At 54.6% G+C, this 20,641-nt stretch carries 18 protein-coding genes and 1 pseudogene; 6 read left to right on the forward strand and 13 right to left on the reverse strand.

The window, feature by feature from the left end; translation table 11 throughout:
• Positions 1-705 precede the first annotated feature (705 nt).
• Positions 706-2,241 carry an NYN domain-containing protein gene (locus O146_RS0107475; protein ID WP_027018081.1) on the forward strand — a complete coding sequence of 512 codons (1,536 nt, stop codon included), beginning with the start codon at positions 706-708 and terminating at the stop codon, positions 2,239-2,241.
• 158 nt (positions 2,242-2,399) lie between these two features.
• On the opposite strand, the gene O146_RS0107480 is transcribed toward O146_RS0107475, so the two are convergent.
• From O146_RS0107480 to O146_RS0107530, 11 genes are all read right to left on the reverse strand, one after another.
• Positions 2,400-3,218, reverse strand: coding sequence for a PspA/IM30 family protein (locus O146_RS0107480; protein WP_027018082.1), 819 nt, complete (start codon positions 3,216-3,218; stop codon positions 2,400-2,402).
• A gap of 237 nt (positions 3,219-3,455) precedes the next feature.
• Positions 3,456-4,343 carry a succinate--CoA ligase subunit alpha gene (sucD, locus tag O146_RS0107485; RefSeq protein ID WP_021353268.1) on the reverse strand — a complete coding sequence of 296 codons (888 nt, stop codon included), beginning with the start codon at positions 4,341-4,343 and terminating at the stop codon, positions 3,456-3,458.
• Between the two features lie 18 nt (positions 4,344-4,361).
• Entirely contained in the window at positions 4,362-5,540 is a 1,179-nt protein-coding gene (gene sucC / locus O146_RS0107490; protein ID WP_024272810.1) for an ADP-forming succinate--CoA ligase subunit beta, read from the reverse strand.
• Positions 5,541-5,879: 339 nt separating this feature from the next.
• Complete coding sequence (gene trxA, locus O146_RS0107495; RefSeq protein WP_023018757.1) at positions 5,880-6,257, reverse strand: thioredoxin; 378 nt, start codon at positions 6,255-6,257, stop codon at positions 5,880-5,882.
• A 183-nt stretch (positions 6,258-6,440) separates the two neighbouring features.
• The gene (gene dnaB, locus O146_RS0107500; RefSeq protein WP_021353271.1) at positions 6,441-7,988 is read right to left on the reverse strand and encodes a replicative DNA helicase; all 1,548 of its coding nucleotides are present in this window, start codon (positions 7,986-7,988) and stop codon (positions 6,441-6,443) included.
• A 578-nt stretch (positions 7,989-8,566) separates the two neighbouring features.
• A complete protein-coding gene (gene rplI, locus O146_RS0107505) occupies positions 8,567-9,028 on the reverse strand; it encodes a 50S ribosomal protein L9 (protein ID WP_021353272.1) in 462 nt (153 codons plus the stop codon).
• 88 nt (positions 9,029-9,116) lie between these two features.
• Positions 9,117-9,692, reverse strand: coding sequence for a single-stranded DNA-binding protein (locus tag O146_RS0107510; RefSeq protein WP_027018083.1), 576 nt, complete (start codon positions 9,690-9,692; stop codon positions 9,117-9,119).
• 61 nt (positions 9,693-9,753) lie between these two features.
• The gene (gene rpsF / locus O146_RS0107515) at positions 9,754-10,041 is read right to left on the reverse strand and encodes a 30S ribosomal protein S6 (RefSeq protein WP_023018753.1); all 288 of its coding nucleotides are present in this window, start codon (positions 10,039-10,041) and stop codon (positions 9,754-9,756) included.
• Between the two features lie 245 nt (positions 10,042-10,286).
• Complete coding sequence (locus O146_RS0107520; RefSeq protein ID WP_021353274.1) at positions 10,287-10,478, reverse strand: hypothetical protein; 192 nt, start codon at positions 10,476-10,478, stop codon at positions 10,287-10,289.
• On the reverse strand, positions 10,475-12,001 hold the full coding sequence (locus O146_RS11490) for a glycosyltransferase family 87 protein (protein WP_051619340.1): 1,527 nt from the start codon (positions 11,999-12,001) through the stop codon (positions 10,475-10,477). The genes O146_RS0107520 and O146_RS11490 overlap by 4 nt, the downstream gene beginning before the upstream one ends.
• Positions 12,001-14,292, reverse strand: a complete 2,292-nt coding sequence (locus tag O146_RS0107530; protein ID WP_126856327.1) for a transglycosylase domain-containing protein — start codon at positions 14,290-14,292, stop codon at positions 12,001-12,003. The genes O146_RS11490 and O146_RS0107530 overlap by 1 nt, the downstream gene beginning before the upstream one ends.
• Before the next feature lie 193 nt (positions 14,293-14,485).
• Between O146_RS0107530 and O146_RS12440 the strand changes: the two are divergent.
• From O146_RS12440 to O146_RS0107560, 4 genes and pseudogenes are all read left to right on the forward strand, one after another.
• Positions 14,486-14,889, forward strand: a pseudogene (locus O146_RS12440) (inositol-3-phosphate synthase); the annotation flags it as partial.
• A gap of 72 nt (positions 14,890-14,961) precedes the next feature.
• Positions 14,962-15,417, forward strand: a complete 456-nt coding sequence (locus tag O146_RS0107550; protein WP_021353278.1) for a MarR family winged helix-turn-helix transcriptional regulator — start codon at positions 14,962-14,964, stop codon at positions 15,415-15,417.
• Positions 15,418-15,436: 19 nt separating this feature from the next.
• Entirely contained in the window at positions 15,437-16,429 is a 993-nt protein-coding gene (locus O146_RS0107555) for a universal stress protein (protein WP_027018087.1), read from the forward strand.
• 43 nt (positions 16,430-16,472) lie between these two features.
• A complete protein-coding gene (locus O146_RS0107560; RefSeq protein ID WP_027018088.1) occupies positions 16,473-16,940 on the forward strand; it encodes an MATE family efflux transporter in 468 nt (155 codons plus the stop codon).
• Between the two features lie 75 nt (positions 16,941-17,015).
• Here the strand turns inward: O146_RS0107560 and trhO are convergent, their stop codons facing one another.
• Both trhO and O146_RS0107570 read right to left on the reverse strand, forming a co-directional pair.
• The gene (trhO, locus tag O146_RS0107565; RefSeq protein WP_027018089.1) at positions 17,016-17,999 is read right to left on the reverse strand and encodes an oxygen-dependent tRNA uridine(34) hydroxylase TrhO; all 984 of its coding nucleotides are present in this window, start codon (positions 17,997-17,999) and stop codon (positions 17,016-17,018) included.
• A gap of 77 nt (positions 18,000-18,076) precedes the next feature.
• Positions 18,077-19,570, reverse strand: coding sequence for a DUF1846 domain-containing protein (locus tag O146_RS0107570; RefSeq protein WP_027018090.1), 1,494 nt, complete (start codon positions 19,568-19,570; stop codon positions 18,077-18,079).
• A 177-nt stretch (positions 19,571-19,747) separates the two neighbouring features.
• Here O146_RS0107570 and O146_RS0107575 point away from each other — a divergent pair, with 177 nt between their 5' ends.
• The gene (locus O146_RS0107575) at positions 19,748-20,641 is read left to right on the forward strand and encodes an Fpg/Nei family DNA glycosylase (protein WP_027018091.1); all 894 of its coding nucleotides are present in this window, start codon (positions 19,748-19,750) and stop codon (positions 20,639-20,641) included.

Below are 20,641 nucleotides of genomic sequence, written 5' to 3' on the forward strand. Positions count from 1 at the left end.
TGACACGCTATTGAGTTCTCACACAACACCACCACCCCACTACTCAAGCACTCTTATCAACGAGCACCCTTCCGTAAAGCAGCCAGACCGATGTTACACACCACGTTGCAGAAACACAAACCAGAACACTGTGTCGTTCATCACAACAACCGGAACCAGAAAGCACCCACAACCAGCGCCACCCACCAACACAACAAACAGCACAAACCATCCGAAAGCCAGCGAGCATCGGCCCTATAAAATTATCACCATCACCACCAGACAAACAAAGAACACAACCACCAGAACCAACATCCTGTGAAGTTATTTTCTCTGTCAGCCCCTCGCGGCGACTTGGATAAGCTTAAGCGATAACAAAACACAATGCAAATCGATTGTTCAACGGTTTCGTTTGCCCTGGTTAGAGACCACTTTCTTCCGTAACCAACCATCACGATAACCGCGCTATAACGACGCTATAAGTGTCGAACTTTCGCCAAACCACGATCTAATATTCCGCCACTCCCTTCTGCCGTTCATTACTGCGAATGATTAGCTACTCGCGCTACCGCCGTCGCTGAAATACAGGCCAGTAACGGCGTTTAGTCTGGCTTTCTCCTAGCGTCTGGCTGTTAAGGTGCGGGATTTATCGACTCATAGCCTGTATTCAGGCAAACTAGATAGAGAAACTTATTTAGATCTATTAGAGAAACGGATTTAGGAGTCATGCTTGAACGCACAGTTGTGTATGTCGATACCTCGTATTTGCTTGCGAGCTTTTATAACTCATGGGAAATCGGCGCCCGTGCACAATTAGAAATTGATCTACCTGAGGTCGTCGCCATCTTGGATGGCATGATTTCCAACCAATTAGGGCAACGCGTACATCGCCAGAATTGGTACGACGGCATCCCAGATACTGGTCCACATCGTTATCAGCGCGCACTTCGTACTTGCGAAGGAGTGCAATTACGAACCGGACAACTGATTGAATGGGGCGAAAGGCGTACACAAAAGGCCGTCGACACGCGCTTAGTGGCCGATATGGTGACAACCGCCTGCAAACAGCAATTCACTGACATGGTGCTGGTTTCTGGCGACGCCGACATGATCCCCGGCGTCCAGGAAGCAACCAATGCTGGGATCCGAGTACACCTCTACGGTTTTGGTTGGGACTCCATGTCAGCCGCGCTACGCCATGCCTGCGATACAACGACCATCCTCGATCCTCGGGAGGACTTCACCGGCGCCATGGAACTCCAGGTGCTGGAAGGTCCGCTACCACCGACGGTACGCGACCACCACTCCGAAGAATCACCTGTGTGTGATACAGAGGGAGAAGAATCGGCCGCACCTAGCGTCGGCGACGATTGTGCCAAATCTTCTGTGGTGGACTCCCAGGAAACCAGCTCGCCTGATGCACCTAGTACGAGCATCCAGACGCACGGAACAGTCACCTCCGAAGGCGACTACGAAACCGCGAAAGCCGATTCTTCGCAACCAACCGCCGAGACGCACGGTCCGGAAAAATCCCGTATCCCAAAGCCCGGCGAATCCCCCCGGAAACCCGACAGCGATGAATTCGCCGAGAAACTCGACCCCACCCCCAAGCCCGGTCCTCATGCGCAGGCTTCTGAGGTCAAGGATGCTCCACTCGCACCAGAGGATGTCGCAGCCACTCCTCCGGCAACACCCGGGGGCAACCAATCGGCACCAAATATCACTCCCACCGCTCCGACTACACAATCTGAGACCCCTCCGGGCGAGGCGCTTGACGACGACAAAGACCCGTCGGAAGTCGAAGCCGAGCTGCGCGCATACAGCCGAGCTACCAGCGACTCCCACCGGGACAATGCTTCCGACAACAACGAGGACAACGAACCGGGTGGCTCACCTGCCAGCCCTAAGCCTAGCGCTCCGCGCCCCTCACCATCGATGATGGCACCGCGTCGCAAACTGCGCTCACGCTACGTCCCATTGCCAGAAGAAGTCTGGACATCCGCCGGTTTTCAAACGCCTTTCGACGTCGGTCAACAATATGCTCGCTGGTGGTACGACAATGCGGCCTCCCCTGAGCAACGCGATCAGGCCCACCTACTTTCCGGGGGCGGGCTACCGCCTGAGGTGGATCGCCCCCTCCTGCAATTCGCCTGCGAGACACTGCATGAGTACACCTTGAGCGAGACGCAGCGGGTGAAATTACGCGACGGATTCCATTCCGGAATTCGCGGCATTTTACTCAACGCTTCGCGCGATAGCTAGACTGCCGCATCGCCTTACACAAAAGCGCGGACCGACCGGTCCGCGCTTTAACTTTGCCCTGAGCTTCCGGGCTGTCATGTTGTGCCCTGCAGTTTGCGGGCGGTTCTGTTTTCCTTGCAGCTTTCGAAGGGATAAATCAGTTCAGCGGTCAGTGCAGGTTAAGAATCTTTCTGTTCTGCCGAATCACTGCTATCAGCATCATCGCTGCTTTCACCTGCACCAATAGCTTTATTCTCCTCAGATGAACCAGCGGCCATCGAAGCACGAATTTCATCTAATTTAGCGTTGGCTTTCACATCGCGCGCCGAAGTACTTGCGGAAATTTCAGCCATTGCATCGCTGGCCGAATTACGGGAAAGTTCCTGTGCCCCCAATGCATTCGCGTAACGACGTTCGATCTTGTCGCGTACCCCGTCCAAAGTCGGGGTAGAGTCATCTCCACCGATTTGCGAATTCATTGAGTTCATTGCTTCGCTGGTCTTTTCCTGCATTTTTGTTTGCTCGACCTGCTGCTCTAAACGACGAACTTCATTGAGCTGCTCTTCCAACCGAGCTTCTGATTTTTGCAGCTCTGCTTTGGCTTGTTCCGCAGCCTGCTGCGCAGAATTGTACATTTCTTTAGTCTGCATTAGCTCTTTTTCCACTCCCACAAGCTGGGATGCAATCAATTCCGCTGTTTCATTAAAGCGCTGTGCCTTCTCGGCATCACCATTGCCTTCAGCCTGGTCTGCAGCCTGCAAGGCCTCACGAGCTTGCGACTGATACTCGTCCTGGCTTTGTAATAGCCGGTTCAATTGCATTTCGAGTTGCTTCTTATTGCCTATTACCTTCGAAGCTTGCTCGGAGATCTCCCGGTGCTGCTGTTTTGCAGCTTCAGCGGCTTGCTTAATCTGTACCTTCGGATCCGCATGCTCATCAATCTTGTTGTCGAATGACGCCATGAGATACTTCCAGCCCTTACTGATGGGATTGGCCATAATCAGTTCACTCCTTGGTTTCAAGTGCAGTTGCACCTGCCTAGTTAGTTACGGTTCTTGCAGCCCATGATACGGAAAGAACCAGGCCAATTAGACTGCCAATAGAAATAGAAAACCGGCCCTTCCATCCTCTTCGACGGGATGAAACGGGCCGGAATTTCTACGAGTCCTACACGCGCTCGCAATTTCTGCGAGCCTGCAAGCTACAGGAACTCCTGTCTAGACATTGTCTGCTGTTTAGGCACCAATGATTTCGCGCATCAGGTTGGCAGCATCGGTTGGAGTCTTGCCGACCTTGACACCAGCAGCTTCCAAAGCTTGCTTCTTAGCTTCTGCGGTTCCGGAAGAACCAGAAACAATAGCGCCAGCGTGGCCCATGGTCTTGCCTTCTGGAGCGGTGAAGCCAGCAATGTAACCAACAACTGGCTTGGTGACGTTTTCCTTGATGTATTCCGCAGCGTTTTCCTCAGCGTCGCCACCGATCTCACCGATCATAATGATGGCTTCAGTCTCAGGATCGTTCTCGAATGCCTCGATAGCATCGATATGGGTAGTACCGATAACTGGGTCACCACCGATACCAACGCAAGAGGTGAATCCGATGTCACGCAACTCGTACATCATCTGGTAGGTCAAGGTACCGGATTTGGAAACCAAACCGATCTTGCCTGGGTTTGGAGCAGTCTCTGCTGGGATGATGCCTGCATTGGACTTGCCTGGGGAGATCAGACCAGGGCAGTTTGGTCCGATAATGCGGGTCTTGCCGCTCTTTTTCGCCGCAGCGTGGAATTCCGCGGTGTCCTTGACCGGAACGCCTTCGGTAATCACAACAACAAGTGGCATTTCTGCGTCGATAGCTTCTTCAGCAGCTGCCTTGGTGAACTTCGCTGGAACGAAAAGTACAGAGACGTTGGCTCCGGTCTCGTTCTTGGCGTCTTCGACAGAACCGAAGACAGGGACAGTCTTGCCGCCTTCGAATTCCACCTGTTCGCCGGCTTTCTTCGGGTTCACACCACCAACAATGTTGGCTCCGGAATTCAGCATGCGCTGGGTGTGCTTCATACCTTCAGAGCCAGTCATGCCCTGAACGATGATCTTCGAATCTGAGTCTAGAAAAATAGACACTGTTTTTATGCCCCTTCCTTAAGCCTGGTCAGCCAGTTCGGCTGCACGGCGTGCTGCTTCGTCCATGGTGGTTACCTGTTCAACGTGTGCCAAGCCAGCTTCGCTGAGGATCTTGCGTCCCAACTCTGCATTGTTGCCATCCAAACGGACGACCATTGGCTTCGCCTGCACGCCCTGATCAGCCAGGATCTTGTTGGCCTGCACAATGCCGTTTGCTACTTCGTCACAAGCGGTGATACCACCGAAAACGTTAACGAATACGGATTTCACCTGTTCATCGCTGAAGATGACCTCGAGGCCATTAGCCATGACAGAGGCATTGGCACCGCCACCGATGTCCAGGAAGTTCGCTGGCTTTGGCTTCGAGCCGAATTCTTCACCGGCGTAAGCGGTAACGTCCAGCGTAGACATAACCAGACCAGCGCCGTTACCAATCACGCCAACGCTACCGTCGAGCTTGACGTAGTTCAGGCCCAATTCCTTGGCGCGACGCTCCAAAGGATCAGCCGCGGCGGCGTCCTCCAGGTTCGCGTGGTCTTCATGACGGAACACTGCGTTGTCGTCGAGAGAAACCTTGCCGTCGAGTGCAATGATGCGACCATCGTCGGTCTTGACTAATGGGTTAACCTCGACCAGCTGTGCGTCTTCTTTCTCATAAACTTCGTAAAGCTTACGGAAGACAGGAACCAACTGCTCGGTTTCTTCATCGCTGAAACCGGCTTCCTTGGCGATATCACGAGCGATATCCTCGGTCAGCCCCTCCAGTGGTGAGAAGTTCTTACGCACCAGCTTTTCTGGGTGCTCTTCGGCGAGCGTTTCAATCTCCACGCCACCTTCTTTGGAGCACATAGCCAGGTAGCTGCGCTTGGTGCGGTCCAACAGAATCGAGAAGTAGTACTCTTCAGCGATATCTGCGCCTTCAGCAACCATGATGGTGTTAACGGTGTGGCCCTTAATATCCAGGCCGAGAATTTCCTCTGCCTTTTCCGCAGCCTCAGCCGGGCTCTTAGCCAGCTTCACGCCACCGGCTTTGCCACGGCCACCGGTTTTCACCTGCGCTTTCACAACGAAAAGATCGGCATTGATCTCTTCTGCAGCCTTCTTTGCCTGCTCTGGGTTCGTTGCGACAATGCCCTGCAGCACAGGGACATCGTGTGCGCTGAACAAGTCACGAGCTTGGTACTCGTATAGATCCACGTTTGCTCCATTCCGAAATCGAATTTCGTCTATCGCCGTACTCCAAAAATAATACGGAAAATTTGGTGGCTTTTCAGTGACCCAACGCATAAATGCCAGGTCCGGCCGACCATATGTGGCGAGTCTCCCCAGAAGCTGTGACCTAAGCCAGACTAAATAAGAGCACGGGCTAGAGAACCCTACTGAATAAACAAACCGACGAGCCGGGAAATTTAAAACATTACACGGCTTCAATCGCACCGTGCAGGCCATTTATTCCTCAGCTCGTCGGCTGCATAACATGAGTTCCAGACACCGTCGCTAGGACAACTACGCTGCCGGAGCCTCCTCTATAGGGTGTTAAGAGTTGTCTTGCTGCGCATTCTGCTCAGCCAGCTGCTTACGTACGTCATCCATGTCCAGTTTCTTCACCTGCTGGATAACGTCTTCCAAAGCCGCTGGTGGCAATGCGCCAGCTTCCCGGAAAACCATGATGGAATCCCGGAAAATCATCAATGTCGGGATCGACTGAATCTCTAAAGCAGCGGCGATTCCCTGGTTGTTATCAACGTCCAATTTCGCATGCACGATATCACCGTGCTGTTCCGAAGATTTCTCAAAAGTCGGCGCAAACTGGCGGCATGGGCCACACCACTCTGCCCAAGCATCAACGATAACGACATCATTATCAGCAACGGTGCTTTCAAAGGTGTCTTCAGTAATGTCTACGGTTGCCATGAGCGGGTTTCTCCTTCAATAAATCTCATTGAGTGCGTTAGTACATTATTCGCAGACTTCCCACGGTACGCTTCGACGCTGATTTTCGCGCACGCAGCATCCGCTGAAGTAGCTGACATATGACACAACAACAAACTTTCCGACGCTATTCCCACGCCACTAGCCCTGCACCCAAAGCTGCTGCTAAACCCGCTGCACGTAATTGTCGAATCGCGAAAAACGGAGACGATGCGCCACGGTAACTGTATCGATTGGTCCACCGCGGTGTTTAGCCAAAATGATGTCCGCTTCACCAGCACGCGAATCTTCCCTGTCTTGCGAATCGGGGCGGTAAAGCAACATAACCATATCCGCGTCCTGCTCCAACGAGCCCGACTCACGAAGGTCAGCCAGCTGAGGTTTTTTGTCCGTACGGGCTTCCGGCCCACGGTTCAGCTGGGAAATCGCCACCACTGGAACTTCCAGTTCTTTCGCCAACAACTTCAACTGACGCGAGAACTCAGAAACTTCCTGTTGCCGCGATTCCACACGCTTGCCCGAACTCATCAACTGGAGATAATCCAAAACAAGCAGGTCTAAACCATGTTGTTGCTTCAGCTTGCGGGCCTTTGAACGGATCTCCATCATCGTCAAGTTTGGCGAATCGTCGATAAAAATCGGAGCATTTTGCACCGTATTAAGTTTGTCGGTGAGCTTTTCCCAGGCGCGTTCATCCATCCTGCCGGACCGCATATCCGTCAATTGGATTTCTGCTTCCGCAGAAAGCAGACGCATAACGATCTCAGACGCCGACATTTCCAACGAAAAAATCACCGAAGTTTTGCCGTTTTCGATGGAACAGGAACGCATAAAATCCATCGCCAGCGTCGACTTACCGACACCAGGGCGCGCCGCAACGATAATCATCTGACCGGGGTGCAGCCCATTGGTGACTTTGTCCAGGTCGATAAAGCCCGTTGGTACACCGGACTCCAAACCGCCGACGCGCTCGAGTGCGGCCAGCTCGTCTACTGTCGGTTTAATTAGGTCGCTCAGCGCACGGTAGTCTTCGGTTTTGCGCTTTTGCGAGACCGCGAAGACTTCCTGCTGGGCACGGTCTATCACGTCGGTGACCTCGGCGTCCTCCGTGCCAGCAAATCCCAGCTGGACTACCCGAGTGCCGGCGTCGACAAGCTTGCGCAGCACTGCCTTCTCCGCGACCAACTCCGCATAATACAAAGCATTCGCGGCGGTCGGCACCGAAGAAATGAGGGTATGCAAATATACCGCGCCGCCGGTGCGTTCTAAATTGTTGTACCGGTCCAAACGCCCCGAAACAATCACGGGATCAATTTGCTCGCCATTGGCATAAAGATCCAGCATCGCCTCGTAGATCAGGCTATGCGCAGGGTAATAGAAATCCTCGGGGTCAAGCTCCTCGATGACTTCCATGACGGTATTCGGGCTCATCAGCATCGCGCCAAGGACACCTTGTTCAGCTTCTCGGTCATGCGGAGGCTGCCGGAAATCACCATAAGCGTCTGGCTGATCTTGTTGGAATTTGCCACGCCCGCCCTTGTTCCGGGAACGATACTTAGAATCATTCCCGGAAAAGCTATTTCGCGAAAAATCATGATCGGATGCACTGAATCCAGCATCATGAATATCTGGGACGTCGAAACTCGGTTCTTCCGGTGGTGGCTCCGGAAGCTGATAATCATCCGAAAAATTTGCGTTGGCTTCCGGGCTCATTTGGGTCTCCTCCCCATGGCAGATTGTTCTGTGGAGTTCATTCTAACGAGCCAACCAACACTGCAAGCTTCACAAAACAGCATCTAGGCCAACTATACAAACACCCTCCCGAGTGCTTATTCACAATAAGTTATCCACAGGATATTCCACAAGCAAGTGGAAACTTCGTGCCAAATTGACACGTTAAGAGAAATCGACCTGCGGTTTTTCCGCTGCTTGTGGAATTTATGTGGATAAACCTTTCTTTACGACGCATTACTTCCGAAAAACTGCAGGTCATTGAGGGTTAGGCTAAATCTACAAGCTGTGTATAACTTCTGAAAAATACCTGTACCTGCAGAAAGTCCTGACGGCACACCAGACTTATACATGCAAATCGGCCATTACCAGTGCGGTCGTGCAGTGAATTTTCTACACAAATTCCACAAGTTATCCACAGCCCTATCGTTGAGCTGTGAGAAGTTCCCACACCAAAAACGGGGATGACCAACGACAAACTCCCCGCACGAATGGCCCCTCACAGACCACCCGAACGGGGAGTGTTGTTAATGCTGTTGTCGTTAACTTAAAGAGCTTCTCTAGGAAGCAGAGACGACCGAGAAGTTGATCTTGCCCTTGATATCAGAGTGCAGCTCAACTTCTGCCTGGTAGTTACCAGTCTTTTTCACCAATGCCTTTGGCAAGTTGATGATTCGCTTGTCCAGCTTCGGACCGCCAGCCTTGGCAACAGCCTCGGCAACGTCTTCTGCGGTGACCGAGCCGAAGAGCTTGCCCTTGGACGAAGTCTTGACCTTGACGACGACGTCGTTCAGGGACAGCTTGTCCAGAGCTTCGCGTACCTCAACAGCGTGATCCAAGTCGCGGATCTCGCGCTGTTGCTGAGCACGGCGAATGCCTTCGATGTTCTTCTCTGCTCCGGCGGTGGCTGGGATAGCCAGGCCACGCGGCAGCAAGTAATTGCGTCCGTAGCCGTTTTTAACCTCTACGACTTCGCCTGCGGCGCCGAGGTTCTCAACGGCAGCGGTGAGGATCAGTTTCATGATCCCTGCCTTTCGTTGTTTTGTTGCTAGGCCCCGCCAATTATGTGGCGCGGTGTAGCAGTTTTGCGGTGAATAAACGAGCTAAATCTTAAAATGGAGGTTCGCTGTCTCCGCCGAAACCACCAGCGGGTGGGGCGGAATTCCACGGATCATTATCCGGACCGTTGTTGTTCGACTGGTTGGACTGGTTACCACCGAATCCACCCTGCGAACCACCGGAAGGAGCACCTCCGCCGAAACCACCCTGGTTCGACTGGTTGTTACCGCCTCCACCAAAGTTCCCGGAGCCGCCCTCACGCGGGTTCCGGTTCACTTGTGCGGAAGCGTATTTCAGCGACGGGCCTACCTCGTCCACTTCAATTTCAAAGACTGTACGGCTTTCGCCCTCTTTGGTTTGGAAGGAACGTTGGCGCAAACGGCCGGTGACGATCACTCGCATACCCTTAGACACCGATTCTGCAACGTTTTCCGCCATGTTGCGCCAAGCGTTGCAGGTCAAAAACAGGGCCTCACCGTCTTCCCACTGCTGCGTTTGCGCATTATAGCGCCGCGGGGTGGAAGCGATACGGAAGTTAGCCACCGCTGCACCCGATGGGGTGAAGCGCAATTCTGGGTCCGCAACTGCGTTGCCGACCACGGTGATGTTGGTATCTCCCTGTGCCATGTTTTCTCCTCAGTGCTTTCCGGGATGCAGGTTCGTCGTCTACGACCTCCAGTATCCGGATTTAGCTGTCGGTACGCAGAACCTTGGTACGCAGTACGGTATCGGAAAGGTTCAGACGCCGATCAAGCTCTTTAACCGAATCCGGTTCGCATTCCAGGTTGATGACGGCGTAGATGCCTTCGGAACTCTTCTTGATTGGATAAGCCAAGCTGCGCTTGCCTACCACATCAACGTTTTCCACCTTGCCGTTATCCTTGCGGACAGTCTCGAGGAACTTATCCAGGGATGGGGCAACGGTGCGTTCATCCTGCTTAGCATCCAGGATGATCATTACTTCGTAGCGACGCACGGACCTCATCACCTCCTATGGTCTTGTCGTTTCGGCCATATCACCTTCGCGGATATGGCAGGAGGGTTCGTTGCGTCAAGCAACCCTCAAAGATTAGCGCACCCAGGGGATATCCGCAATCATTAGCGGAGCTGCTGTTCCCGGCCTGGCGTCTCGCTAACAAATTGACTGCACAATTGACTGCACAAACGACACGCAAATTCCCCTGCACTAAATTAACTAGTGCTAAATTACCCAGCGCTAAATTAGCCAGCGTTAGTAGTAGCGAAAAATACCGCCAGCATAGTCGGTATGACCGTCAGAAACAGTAGTGCAATCAACCCAAGCACCACGGCTGGTCGACGGGTAGGTTTGCGATGAATAGCCCAATATGCAGCACCGATACATCCCAACCCAATCACTATGGAAATAACTCCGCTGATGACGATGGCGTTCATGCATTCTCCTTTTCATTCGCATGCCACATGGTTTTGCTTACGCGCCCTTCCCGCATTTGCACGTGCTCCGCCGCTTTTTCCGGTGACACTTGCAACGGCCCGGCCAACGGGTCATAACCGTTATGGGCCTGATAAACCGTATCCTCGCTACGCCCGAGCATTTGTCGCACCACGCAGACCACCAACACCACAATCAGCCCGGTGCGCGTGAGCACCACGAGATCCAAAAATTCCGCCGGCAGCCCGTTGTTATCGGAACCGTGCATATACCACATCAGTACTGGCCAGACGAACATGTCAACCGCCATCCAGGCCCACAACAGCCTCCATCGTGGCAACGCCAGCACAGCCGGAATGACCAGCCACAACGAATATTGCGGCGACCAGACTTTATTGAACAGCAAAAACGCGGCAATAATTAGGAAAACTAGTTCCGCCACCCGCGGTTGGCGCTTGCCGACGAACCCGACAATGGCGATTGCCAGACAGCTCGCCATAAACAGCACTAGGCTCACGCTGTTGAGGATTTGTGGAACCTCCGCACCTTCCGGGTCGAAGCCGTCGAAAAGCGTCAAACGTGCGGCCACAGCATAAATTGTGGTCCATTCCCAACTGCGCGTGCTGTTTAAACGATTGAATTCATTCCATGCCTCTGGATAAGCAAGCAATACCGGAAGGTTGACCACTAGCCATGTCACCGCGGTGCTCACCGCCACTATGATGAACGACCGGAATCTGCGCAAGCGTAGTGCTAAAACAATGAAAGCGCCCAGCAAAAACACCGGCCATAATTTGGCTGCGGTACCTAGCCCAATAGCAATTCCGGCCCAGACCGTGCGTCCGCGGGAAAATGCCAACAAGCCAGCCACTGCGAAGAAAATCGCGGGAATATCCCAATTGGTAAAAGCGTGCACCAGTACCAATGGGCTTGCAGCAACCAGAATGATGTCCCAAATGCGTCTGCCTGCGAGTGCACAGGCCATGCGCACAGTCGCTACCCACAGTATCGCGAGCACCAGAACCGTGAGCACGAAATACCACCCGGCCATGGGCACCGGCACGAGGTGTTTACTGATGGCTTCCACTGGAGGGTAGCTAATGCGGGCTAACCAACCCATGAAGCCTTGAAAATACCCCGTAACCACAGGGTATTCCAGGTAACGGGTCAGGTCGCCTTCCTGCCAGGAATAAGCGTAAGGAAAAACTCCGGTGTCCAACCCACGCCCGGCAAACAACGGCACGATGTCGTTATAGCAAGCGGAGACATAAGCCCGGTTGCCCGACCAGTTGAGATCAATCGCACCAGTATCGGGATTGATGCTGCCGCGGGTGCAGTGCGCCTTGCTGAGGAACCCTCCCGCAAGAAACAACATCGCCACTGAGACAATCACCTGCACGGGGTTAAACCAGCGTGAATGCGCCAGCCTCCCATGCTTACCGACGTGCCCACCCAGGAAATCGATCAACCGCCGGGCTGCCGGTTCGGTCTCAGCAGGCGCAACCCAGCCAGCCCGGTTGTTCATTACAGCAGGTTCTCCAGCTCGTTGATGGCGTCTTCGATGACTGCGCCCGGAGCCGGTGGCGCCTGGCGTCCGCCCTGGCCACCCCCTTGGTTCTGACCGCCCTGGCCGCCCTGGCCAGTCGCGCCACCTTGTCCACCGTTTTGGCCTTGGCCTCCTGGCGCCTGTCCACCCGGCGCGGGAGCTTGCTCGCCTTGGCCTGGTTGTTGGTCATCTTCTGCATCATCTGCAGGGGTTTCCGGAGTCTGGTTTGGCGTCGTGGCCCCACCAGTTCCACTACCGTAACCGGAGCGTCCCGTGCCACTAGATGCCGGTGGTACATAGCTTTCGATCAGGTTTGAGCCGGAATTGCCATAGGTGCGCCAACGCACCGGGGCTGCGCTTTCGAAGGAAGCCTGCTCGCGTCCTTCCAGCGCTCGATCTAAGGAGTCCTTCCAGATCGATCCAGGAGTATTGGCGCCATACATATTGCCGCCGTACTGATTGAAAATCGCCGAAGTGTTGTCGGCAGTACCCACCCAGACTGCGGTGGACAATTCTGGGGTGCCACCAACCATCCAAGCGTCCTTGTTCAGTCCGGTATCGCCCAACTGTGCGGTACCGGTCTTGCTTGCCGACGGACGGCCTCCAGCCAACACCTGGCCGGCATGCGCAGCCACTGGTTGCATTGCTTGGATTACGTTGTCCGCAACTGTCTCAGAGACGCGCCGTTCTGGCTTGTGATCGTTGTGCTCGTAGAGCACTTCACCGCGGGAAGTTTCTACGCGAGAAACAAAATGCGGCTGATTATAAACCCCGTGGTTGGTTAGCGTGGCCATCACAGTCGCCATATCCAAAACTCGCGACTGGTACTGCCCCAGCACGATGCCTTCATAAGGTTGCTCGCCGTTTTCAGTCAGCGATTCCGGCACACCAGGGAAAGACTTGGCCACTCCCAGTGCGTGTCCCATATCAGCGGTATCTTGCGTGCCGTTGACCAAGTCATCCTGCAAACGGATGAATGAGGTGTTGTAAGAGTATTCCAACGCCGTGGCGATGGAGCACACACCACAGCCATTGCCGTCCCAGTTGGTGACTTCAATGCCACCCGGCAGCATCACAGGCGTCGAAGCGTAATTAGCCCCCAATGGGATGCCTTGTTGCAAAGCGGCAGCTAGGCCAACAATCTTGAACGTTGATCCAGTCTGCAGCCCGGCTGAAGCGTAGTCCCAACCAGATGCTTCGTCCCCACCGTAGTAACCGCGCACCGCGCCTGTAGCTGGCTCGATGGTCACCACAGCCGAGCGGGCATCTTCTTGCAACCCCGCCATGTTTTCTTCCACAGACTGCAGCACGGAATTCTGTACATGCTGGTCGATTGTGGTGGTTACCTGCAAACCGCGGTTGGTCACATCGTCTTCGGTAATGCCTAAAGTTTCCAGTTCTTCGATGACCTTGTTTTTAATGTGACCGTTCGGACCGGTGGCTTCCGTGTACGCCGAGTATTCAGCTGGGTCGCGAGTTTCCGGATAAAACATCCCGGCGCGTTGTTCTGCTGGCAACAGCCCCATCTCGACCAAACCGTCCAGCACATAATTCCAACGACCTTCCGCCCGTTCCCGGTCATTCCACGGGTCTAGTTGGTTCGGCACCTGGATAGTCGCGGCCAGCACCGCGGCTTCTTCTATCGTCAGCTCGGTGGCTGGTTTGTTGAAATACGCCGTCGACGCAGCTTCAATACCGTAAGCATTGCGTCCGAAGTACACGGTATTGAGATAAGACTCCAGAATCTGCGCTTTGTCCCACTCATTAGTCATTTTGATGGAGTGGACCAATTCATTCCATTTTCGTGCATAGGAGTGATCGTCACCCACGATGACGTTTTTCACGTACTGCTGGGTAATCGTCGACCCGCCTCCGGCGTTAGCGTTGCCCGTGACCTGCCCCCAGGCGGCGCGCAAAAAGCCAGATACGGAAAAGCCACTGTTATCCCAAAAATCACGATCTTCGGCGGCCAGCACAGCATTCGACACATACTCCGGAAGGTCTTCCAAAGACACGAACGTGCGGTTGCCTTCTGGCGGCACTAAGCGAGCCAGCTCGGTGGTGCCGTCAGAGGCATAGATATGGGAAACCTGCGCGGTAGTCACCTCGCTTGGTTCCGGGGTATCGGCACGCACATAAGCGACCGCAAAAATCATGCCTGGAATCGCCAAAATAGCCACGAAGATGATCGCTAGCGTGATCCATATCTTCTGGCGCCGGGTACGCGGCTGCCGGGCGTCGTCGGTGTCAGTCTGGGAGTTCTCAGTCACCGTCAAACCTCTGTCATTGCCTTGTAGAAATATCTCTTCAAAGAATACGGGGTGTGTCCAGTTGGTGGAAACCACCGTGGCTTCATCTTGATCGATACACCTCGCTGTACTTGATCGATCCACCAATATTTTTGCACTGTTTCCGCAGCGTATCGCTTTTAAGCTGGTCTGCCTAAGGAAAGGAGCAATCATCATGTCCAAAGTTCGTGTGGCCATCGCCGGTGTCGGCAATTGCGCTAGTTCCCTGGTGCAGAGCGTAGAGTTTTACCGCAACGCACCTGTTGATGAGAAAACCTTGGCCTCATGCATCCCCAGTTAGGCGAATACCACGTTGGTGATGTGTAATTCGTCGCCGCATTTGATGTTGATGCTACGAAAGTTGGCAGCGATCTTGCCGACGCTCTCAAATCGCGGGTCGGCGCAACGATCACCCACCGCATGATGGGGAAGCTTTTCGAGGACCGTGGCGTCCGTCTAGACCGCACTATACGGTTGAACGTCGGCGGCAACATGGACTTTAAAAACATGTTGGGCCGAGAACGCCTGGCGTCTAAGAAGGTATCGAAAACGCAAGCGGTGACTTCGAATCTCCACCAGTTCAGCTTTCTGACGACGAGGCTGCAGCCCAACTAAAAGCATTCATTACTAAAAGTGACTAAGCTATCAGCCATGAGTAAAACAGCGGAAGAAGTGGCAGCGAAACTCCAGGAACCAATGACTCGCCTACGAGTCCTTTACGACCGCATCGCTAGTCACTATTCGTTGACCCCGGCCCAGATGACCATCATGGAGTTTCTGTACAAAAATGGCGCCAGCCGCATCAGCGCGGTTTCCGAGGCAGAAGGCATCCGTATGCCTACCGCCTCCAATGCTTTGGTGCAACTGGAGCGCAGGGAACTAATTCGTCGTGTACGCGACAGCGTCGACCGCCGTGGAGTCAAAGTAGCCCTGACCAACCTCGGCAAAACTGAATACGAGGAAGCACGGGAAGCGCGTCGCAAAACGTTAGCCCAATTGCTGGATCATTTGGACGAAGCAACCCTGGCCAACGCGTATGAGCTTGCCGACGTCATTGTCGAGCTGGCAGAGCGCTATACCCCGGCAAAGCACAACGAAAACAACTAACGAACTACACTAAGTTTTCATGGCCACTGATTCTGCCGGCGCCGTATCGTCGACAAGCGCGCGCCAACCGCTCCGCGTTCTCGTCGCCTGGAACCCAACGTCTTCCGGAGACGAAGCCATCGCCTACGCCGCATGGCTCGCCCGGTCCATGCCCGTCAGAATCCGCGTGATTTCCATTTTGCTACGCCCATGGCCAGCAACTTCATTGGCGAAACTAGGCGGCAAATACCAAAAATCTTTCAAAAAAGAGGCCAAAGCGTGCGCCACAGCAGTAGAAGAAGCGCTCACGGAAGCTGAGATTCCCTCAAAGTGTTGGGACGATGATTTCTCGGTGTTTGCCGATGGTTCCTCCCCCGCCCCAATTTTGACCGAAGCAGCCAAAGATTTCGCTGCCGACCTCGTCATCGTCGGCTCCAGCGCTTCGACCCCCAAAGGGCGTTTTCACAGCTCGTCGACGACCTCTGCACTACTGCATTCTTCACCGAGTCCGCTGGGTTTGGCACCCCGTGCAACAAAGCTATCCAAACATGGCATCACCCGCCTGAACTACGCGTTTTTAGAATCCGGCGAAGACACCTCACAGGTTGGACTTCTGTACGCTGCGAGTTTAGCCAACAAGCTTTCATTACCATTGCGGATAGTCGCTTTTTCGCCTACCGGACTGGTCGATATCCCAGTCACAATCAAAAAATCTTTGGTGCAGGATCTTACCGATCAGTGGCACGAGAATGCACTAGCGATGCTGGATCGTGCACGCGATCGCATCATGGACTGCTTCCCAGACATCACCGTAGAGACCGGCATTGGCTCCGGCGACGGGTGGAAAGGTGCAATCGACGCGTTGAAGTGGAAAAAGGGCGACTTGTTATGTCTGGATTCCAGCGATGCAGGGCCTTCGCCACGGGTTTTTATTGGTTCGCCAACCTCGGAATTCCTACAGAATATTCGCGTTCCGGCCGTGGTCTTACCCGCCGGGTATGAACGGCAGGAACAGCAAGAACAGCAAGATTAGGTGCGCAAAAGCCAGAATAAGCCAACGCCCCTAGACTAGAGGCATGCCTGCTACTCCGAATTTTCCGCACCCAGAAAACGATCTCTACGACGATGATCCGTCTCGGTTCACGCGGAATCCTCGTAGCCTCGACGAGCTAGCCAATAGCCCAGACCCATATATGCGCGCGGGCAAAGACGAAGAATCTTCCCGCCAGGCTAGGCGCTACTTGCTTTGGGCCATGGTGGGATCTTTCGTCGTCGGGCTTGGTTCCTTGCTGTTCAGCCGACTCACAGGCGGTGAGTTGTGCGATTCCGGCGAAGTGGCCTGGTTGTGCACCGAAGCCTCGCACACCTGGTGGCCGATCCTCGCGTGGACGATTCCGTTTTTCAGCATGGTGATCTGCGCGATCATCATGGTGCGCAAACTCCGCGCCGGAGTACGGTGGCGCACCTGGATGGGCGTGTTCTGGGTATTAGTGCCCAACGCCATGTTTTGGGGGCTCGGCGCCGTGCAGATACTGGCGCTATAAAAGGCCCCGCTTTAAAACGTCTTGACTTAAAACGCCTCGGTATAAAATATCGGGGCGCCGTAGCGCTGCGGGAAGCTACGCGCCCTGCTTTTGCGCTTGTGCTTTTTGTGCTTCCTCTTTTTGCGCGATAGCCTCGGCAACTTCCTGGCAGTCCTCGCGCCCGCAATGCGCGGTGCGCGGGTTAGCATAGCAATCATCACAAATAAGCACTTGCCTGCGACAGGTGTCTTCATTGACGCAGTTATTAAACTTATTATTGCCCACTCCACAGTGGATGCAGTGCCCTAATTGCACAAAATTTGGATCATTGTCCTGCCCAAATTCCATGTGCATGCGCTCATCAAACACGTACAACGAGCCTTCCCACAGGCCTTTGTTTCCGTATTTTTCGCCGTAGCGCACGATACCGCCGTCGACCTGATAGACCTCGTTGAAGCCGCGGTTTTTCATCAACGAAGACAAAATCTCGCAACGGATGCCGCCCGTGCAATAGGAAATCACCGGCTTGTCCTTCATCCAGTCGTACTTACCGGATTCGATTTCTTTGATGAAGTCATGCGTGGTTTCCACATCCGGCACCACCGCATTTTTAAACTTGCCAATCTCGGCTTCCATGGCGTTGCGGCCGTCGAAAAACACCACGTCGTCGCCACGCTCTTCGACGAGTTTATTCACTTCTTCCGGTTTCAGGTGCACGCCGCCGCCGATCACGCCGTTTTCATCAACCTTCAACTCATCAGCAGCGTTGAAAGCAACGATTTCATCACGGACTTTCACCGACAAGCGTGGAAAATCATCAGCGCTGCCATTGGACCATTTGAAGGACATGGAATGGAAGCCATCATATTCGCGGGTGCGCTTGCGGTACTGCTTACAAGCAGCGACCGTGCCGCCGACGGTGCCGTTGATGCCGTGCTTGGAAATGAGAATGCGGCCTTTCAGCCCCAGCGATTCACACAAAGCCTTTTGCCACAGCATCACCGCCTGCGGGTCTGCGATAGGGGTGAACTGGTAATACAGCAGGATTTTGGATTCAAGCGATTCGCTGCGGCTAGTCATAAGCCGCATTTTAATAACCAGCTGGAAGTTTTCCTAACTACCGGGCACGCCGGGGCCGGGTGGAAGAAGCCACAGGCTTAAACCTTGTGGTACAAACCTTTACGCCAGAACACCGGATCGCTGCTCACGCGCACGCCAAGGTTGCGGAAAATGCCTTCGTCGACAGGTCCCAGAATCGTGGTGGTGTGCACTTCACAATCGCGCAGGTTCTTCAACGCCGCCAGTGCCGCGCGAGCATCGGCGGAATTCGCTGCAGACACCGACAACGCAATCAGCACTTCATCGGTGTGCAAACGGGGGTTCTTCGAACCCAAGTGCTGGGTTTTCAGCGTTTGGATCGGTTCGATGGCTTCCGGAGCCAGCAACAAGACGTCGTCAGGAATACCAGCCAAGTGCTTCAAGGCATTCAGCAACATTGCCGCCGAACAACCCAGCAGGCTGGAGGTTTTCCCGGTGACCATGGTGCCGTCGGCAAGCTCAATGGCCGAACCCGGCTGCCCGCTTTCCTCAGCCACCCGGCGCGCCGGAGCAAGTACCGCGCGATCGTCGACTGCAACACCGGCTTTGTTCATCACCACGGCCACGCGCCCAGATAACGTGCTGTCGAGTTCATCGGTGCGCTCGGTAACCAGGGCTTTGAAATAACGGCGGATGATTTCCTGGCGGGCGGCTTCCTGGCAGGCTTCGTCGTCGCTGATGCAGTAGCCGACCATATTCACGCCCATGTCTGTTGGCGACTGATACGGCGAAGCCCCCACCAGCTTTTCCAACAGGCGCTTGAGCAGCGGGAAGGCTTCGACGTCGCGGTTGTAATTCGAGGCCTTTTGGTCATAGGCCGACAGGTGATACGGGTCGATGACGTTGGCGTCGTCCAGATCTGCGGTGGCTGCCTCATAGGCCAGGTTGACGGGGTGCTCGAGCGGCAGGTTCCAAATGGGGAAGGTTTCAAATTTTGCGTAACCAGCGTTCACGCCGCGCTGGTGTTCGTGATAAATCTGCGATAGGCAGGTCGCCATCTTGCCGGAACCCGGCCCCGGCGCGGTCATGATGATCAGATCGCGGGAGGTTTCTGCAAAGTCATTGCGGCCAAAGCCATCTTCGGACACGATGCGGTCAGCATCCGTGGGGTAGCCCGGGATCGTGCGGTGGCGAGAAACCTTCAGCCCCATGCGGTGCAGGCGCTGGATGAAGGCTTCTGCCTGGTGGTTGCCGTCTTCTAGCTGGGTGATGACGATGTTTTCCACCAAAAAACCACGCTCACGGAAGACGTCGACAAGCCGCAACACGTCATCTTCGTAGGTAATGCCGAGGTCCGCGCGGATTTTATTGCGCAGCAGGTCCTTGGAGTTCACGCAGATCATGATCTCCAGGTCGTCTTTCAACTGCTCCAGCATCGCGATTTTATTATCCGGGGTAAATCCTGGCAGGACGCGTGATGCGTGCAGGTCGTCGAAAAGCTTGCCCCCCATTTCGAGATAAAGCTTGCCGCCGATTTCTTTCCGTCGCGCGTTGATGTGCTCCGATTGGAGTTGAATGTATTTCTCGCGATCAAACCCGATCTTATGCGCCATTGTGCCTTACTTTCTCTCGCGAGGATCCCCCGCGTGCAGCCTCGAAAAATCTATGACGCATGACTAGTATACGCGCCCAGCACGGTGATAAATAATAGCTGTCACTCGACAGGCCTAAGCTCTGATCATCCAGCGCCCAGCACGAACACAGTGCAAACACAGCGCTAGGCTAGAGACATGCCTGAAGGTCACGTCATCCACCGTCTTGCCGACGAATTCACCCGCATTTTTGGCACCCAGCGCCTGCATATCACCAGCCCACAGGGCCGTTTTGCCACGGAAGCAACGCTTGTCGACGGCTCCCGGCTCGACCGGGCGGAAGCTTTTGGCAAACACTTATTTTTGCACTTCGACGCCGCGTCCGACGAGCACATCATCTATATCCACTTGGGCCTGATTGGGCACTTGCGTTTTGAGGATCGCGAGAAGGTCTGGGGCCAGATCCGATTGCGCATCGAAGCGCTTGCCGACGACGACGCGAATGATTCTGGCACCAAAACCAGAAGCACCTCCCCCGCCGAAGGCAACTCCGACAGCGGGAACCCCCACAATCTGGCGGCGAATCTGCGCGGCCCGCAGTGGTGTCGGCTGATCACGGACGAGGAATACGCCATCGCCGTCGGCAAGATCGGGGAAGATCCTATCCGCGATGATGCCGATCCGAAGCAGGTGTGGACGAAGGTGCAGCGTTCGAAGCGCAGCATCGGCTCGCTGTTGATGGACCAGAAACTGTTTGCGGGGGTGGGCAATATTTATCGCGCGGAGGTGTTGTTCCGGCATCAGCAGTCGCCGTTTACTCCGGGTAATGCGATTGATCGCAGCGTGTTTTTCGCGATGTGGGAAGACCTGGTGGCTCTGATGCGCCAGGGCGTAGTCGACGGCGAGATTAATACGGTGCGCGCTGAGCACACCCCAGAGGTGATGCACCGCCCGGCGCGTGACGACGAGCACGGCGGTGAAGTCTATGTTTACCGGCGCGCGGGCGATGACTGTTATGTCTGCGGATCGGATATTGCGATGAAGGCATACGAGGGCCGCAATTTGTTTTGGTGCCCGACTTGCCAGGCTTGA

Source organism: Corynebacterium pseudodiphtheriticum DSM 44287 (genome assembly GCF_000688415.1).
Lineage (GTDB): Bacteria > Actinomycetota > Actinomycetes > Mycobacteriales > Mycobacteriaceae > Corynebacterium > Corynebacterium pseudodiphtheriticum.

What these genes read in the sequence shown, in the direction of transcription:
- dnaB (WP_021353271.1), bottom strand. Translation starts at nt 7,988, where the DNA reads ATGAGCCCGGAAGCCAACGCAAATTTTTCGGATGATTATCAGCTTCCG.
- O146_RS0107480 (WP_027018082.1), bottom strand. Translation starts at nt 3,218, where the DNA reads ATGGCCAATCCCATCAGTAAGGGCTGGAAGTATCTCATGGCGTCATTC.
- O146_RS0107560 (WP_027018088.1), top strand. Translation starts at nt 16,473, where the DNA reads ATGCCTGCTACTCCGAATTTTCCGCACCCAGAAAACGATCTCTACGAC.
- O146_RS0107555 (WP_027018087.1), top strand. Translation starts at nt 15,437, where the DNA reads ATGGCCACTGATTCTGCCGGCGCCGTATCGTCGACAAGCGCGCGCCAA.
- rplI (WP_021353272.1), bottom strand. Translation starts at nt 9,028, where the DNA reads ATGAAACTGATCCTCACCGCTGCCGTTGAGAACCTCGGCGCCGCAGGC.
- O146_RS0107570 (WP_027018090.1), bottom strand. Translation starts at nt 19,570, where the DNA reads ATGGCGCATAAGATCGGGTTTGATCGCGAGAAATACATTCAACTCCAA.
- trhO (WP_027018089.1), bottom strand. Translation starts at nt 17,999, where the DNA reads ATGACTAGCCGCAGCGAATCGCTTGAATCCAAAATCCTGCTGTATTAC.
- O146_RS0107510 (WP_027018083.1), bottom strand. Translation starts at nt 9,692, where the DNA reads ATGGCACAGGGAGATACCAACATCACCGTGGTCGGCAACGCAGTTGCG.
- O146_RS0107475 (WP_027018081.1), top strand. Translation starts at nt 706, where the DNA reads ATGCTTGAACGCACAGTTGTGTATGTCGATACCTCGTATTTGCTTGCG.
- O146_RS0107520 (WP_021353274.1), bottom strand. Translation starts at nt 10,478, where the DNA reads ATGAACGCCATCGTCATCAGCGGAGTTATTTCCATAGTGATTGGGTTG.
- O146_RS11490 (WP_051619340.1), bottom strand. Translation starts at nt 12,001, where the DNA reads ATGAACAACCGGGCTGGCTGGGTTGCGCCTGCTGAGACCGAACCGGCA.
- O146_RS0107550 (WP_021353278.1), top strand. Translation starts at nt 14,962, where the DNA reads ATGAGTAAAACAGCGGAAGAAGTGGCAGCGAAACTCCAGGAACCAATG.
- O146_RS0107575 (WP_027018091.1), top strand. Translation starts at nt 19,748, where the DNA reads ATGCCTGAAGGTCACGTCATCCACCGTCTTGCCGACGAATTCACCCGC.
- trxA (WP_023018757.1), bottom strand. Translation starts at nt 6,257, where the DNA reads ATGGCAACCGTAGACATTACTGAAGACACCTTTGAAAGCACCGTTGCT.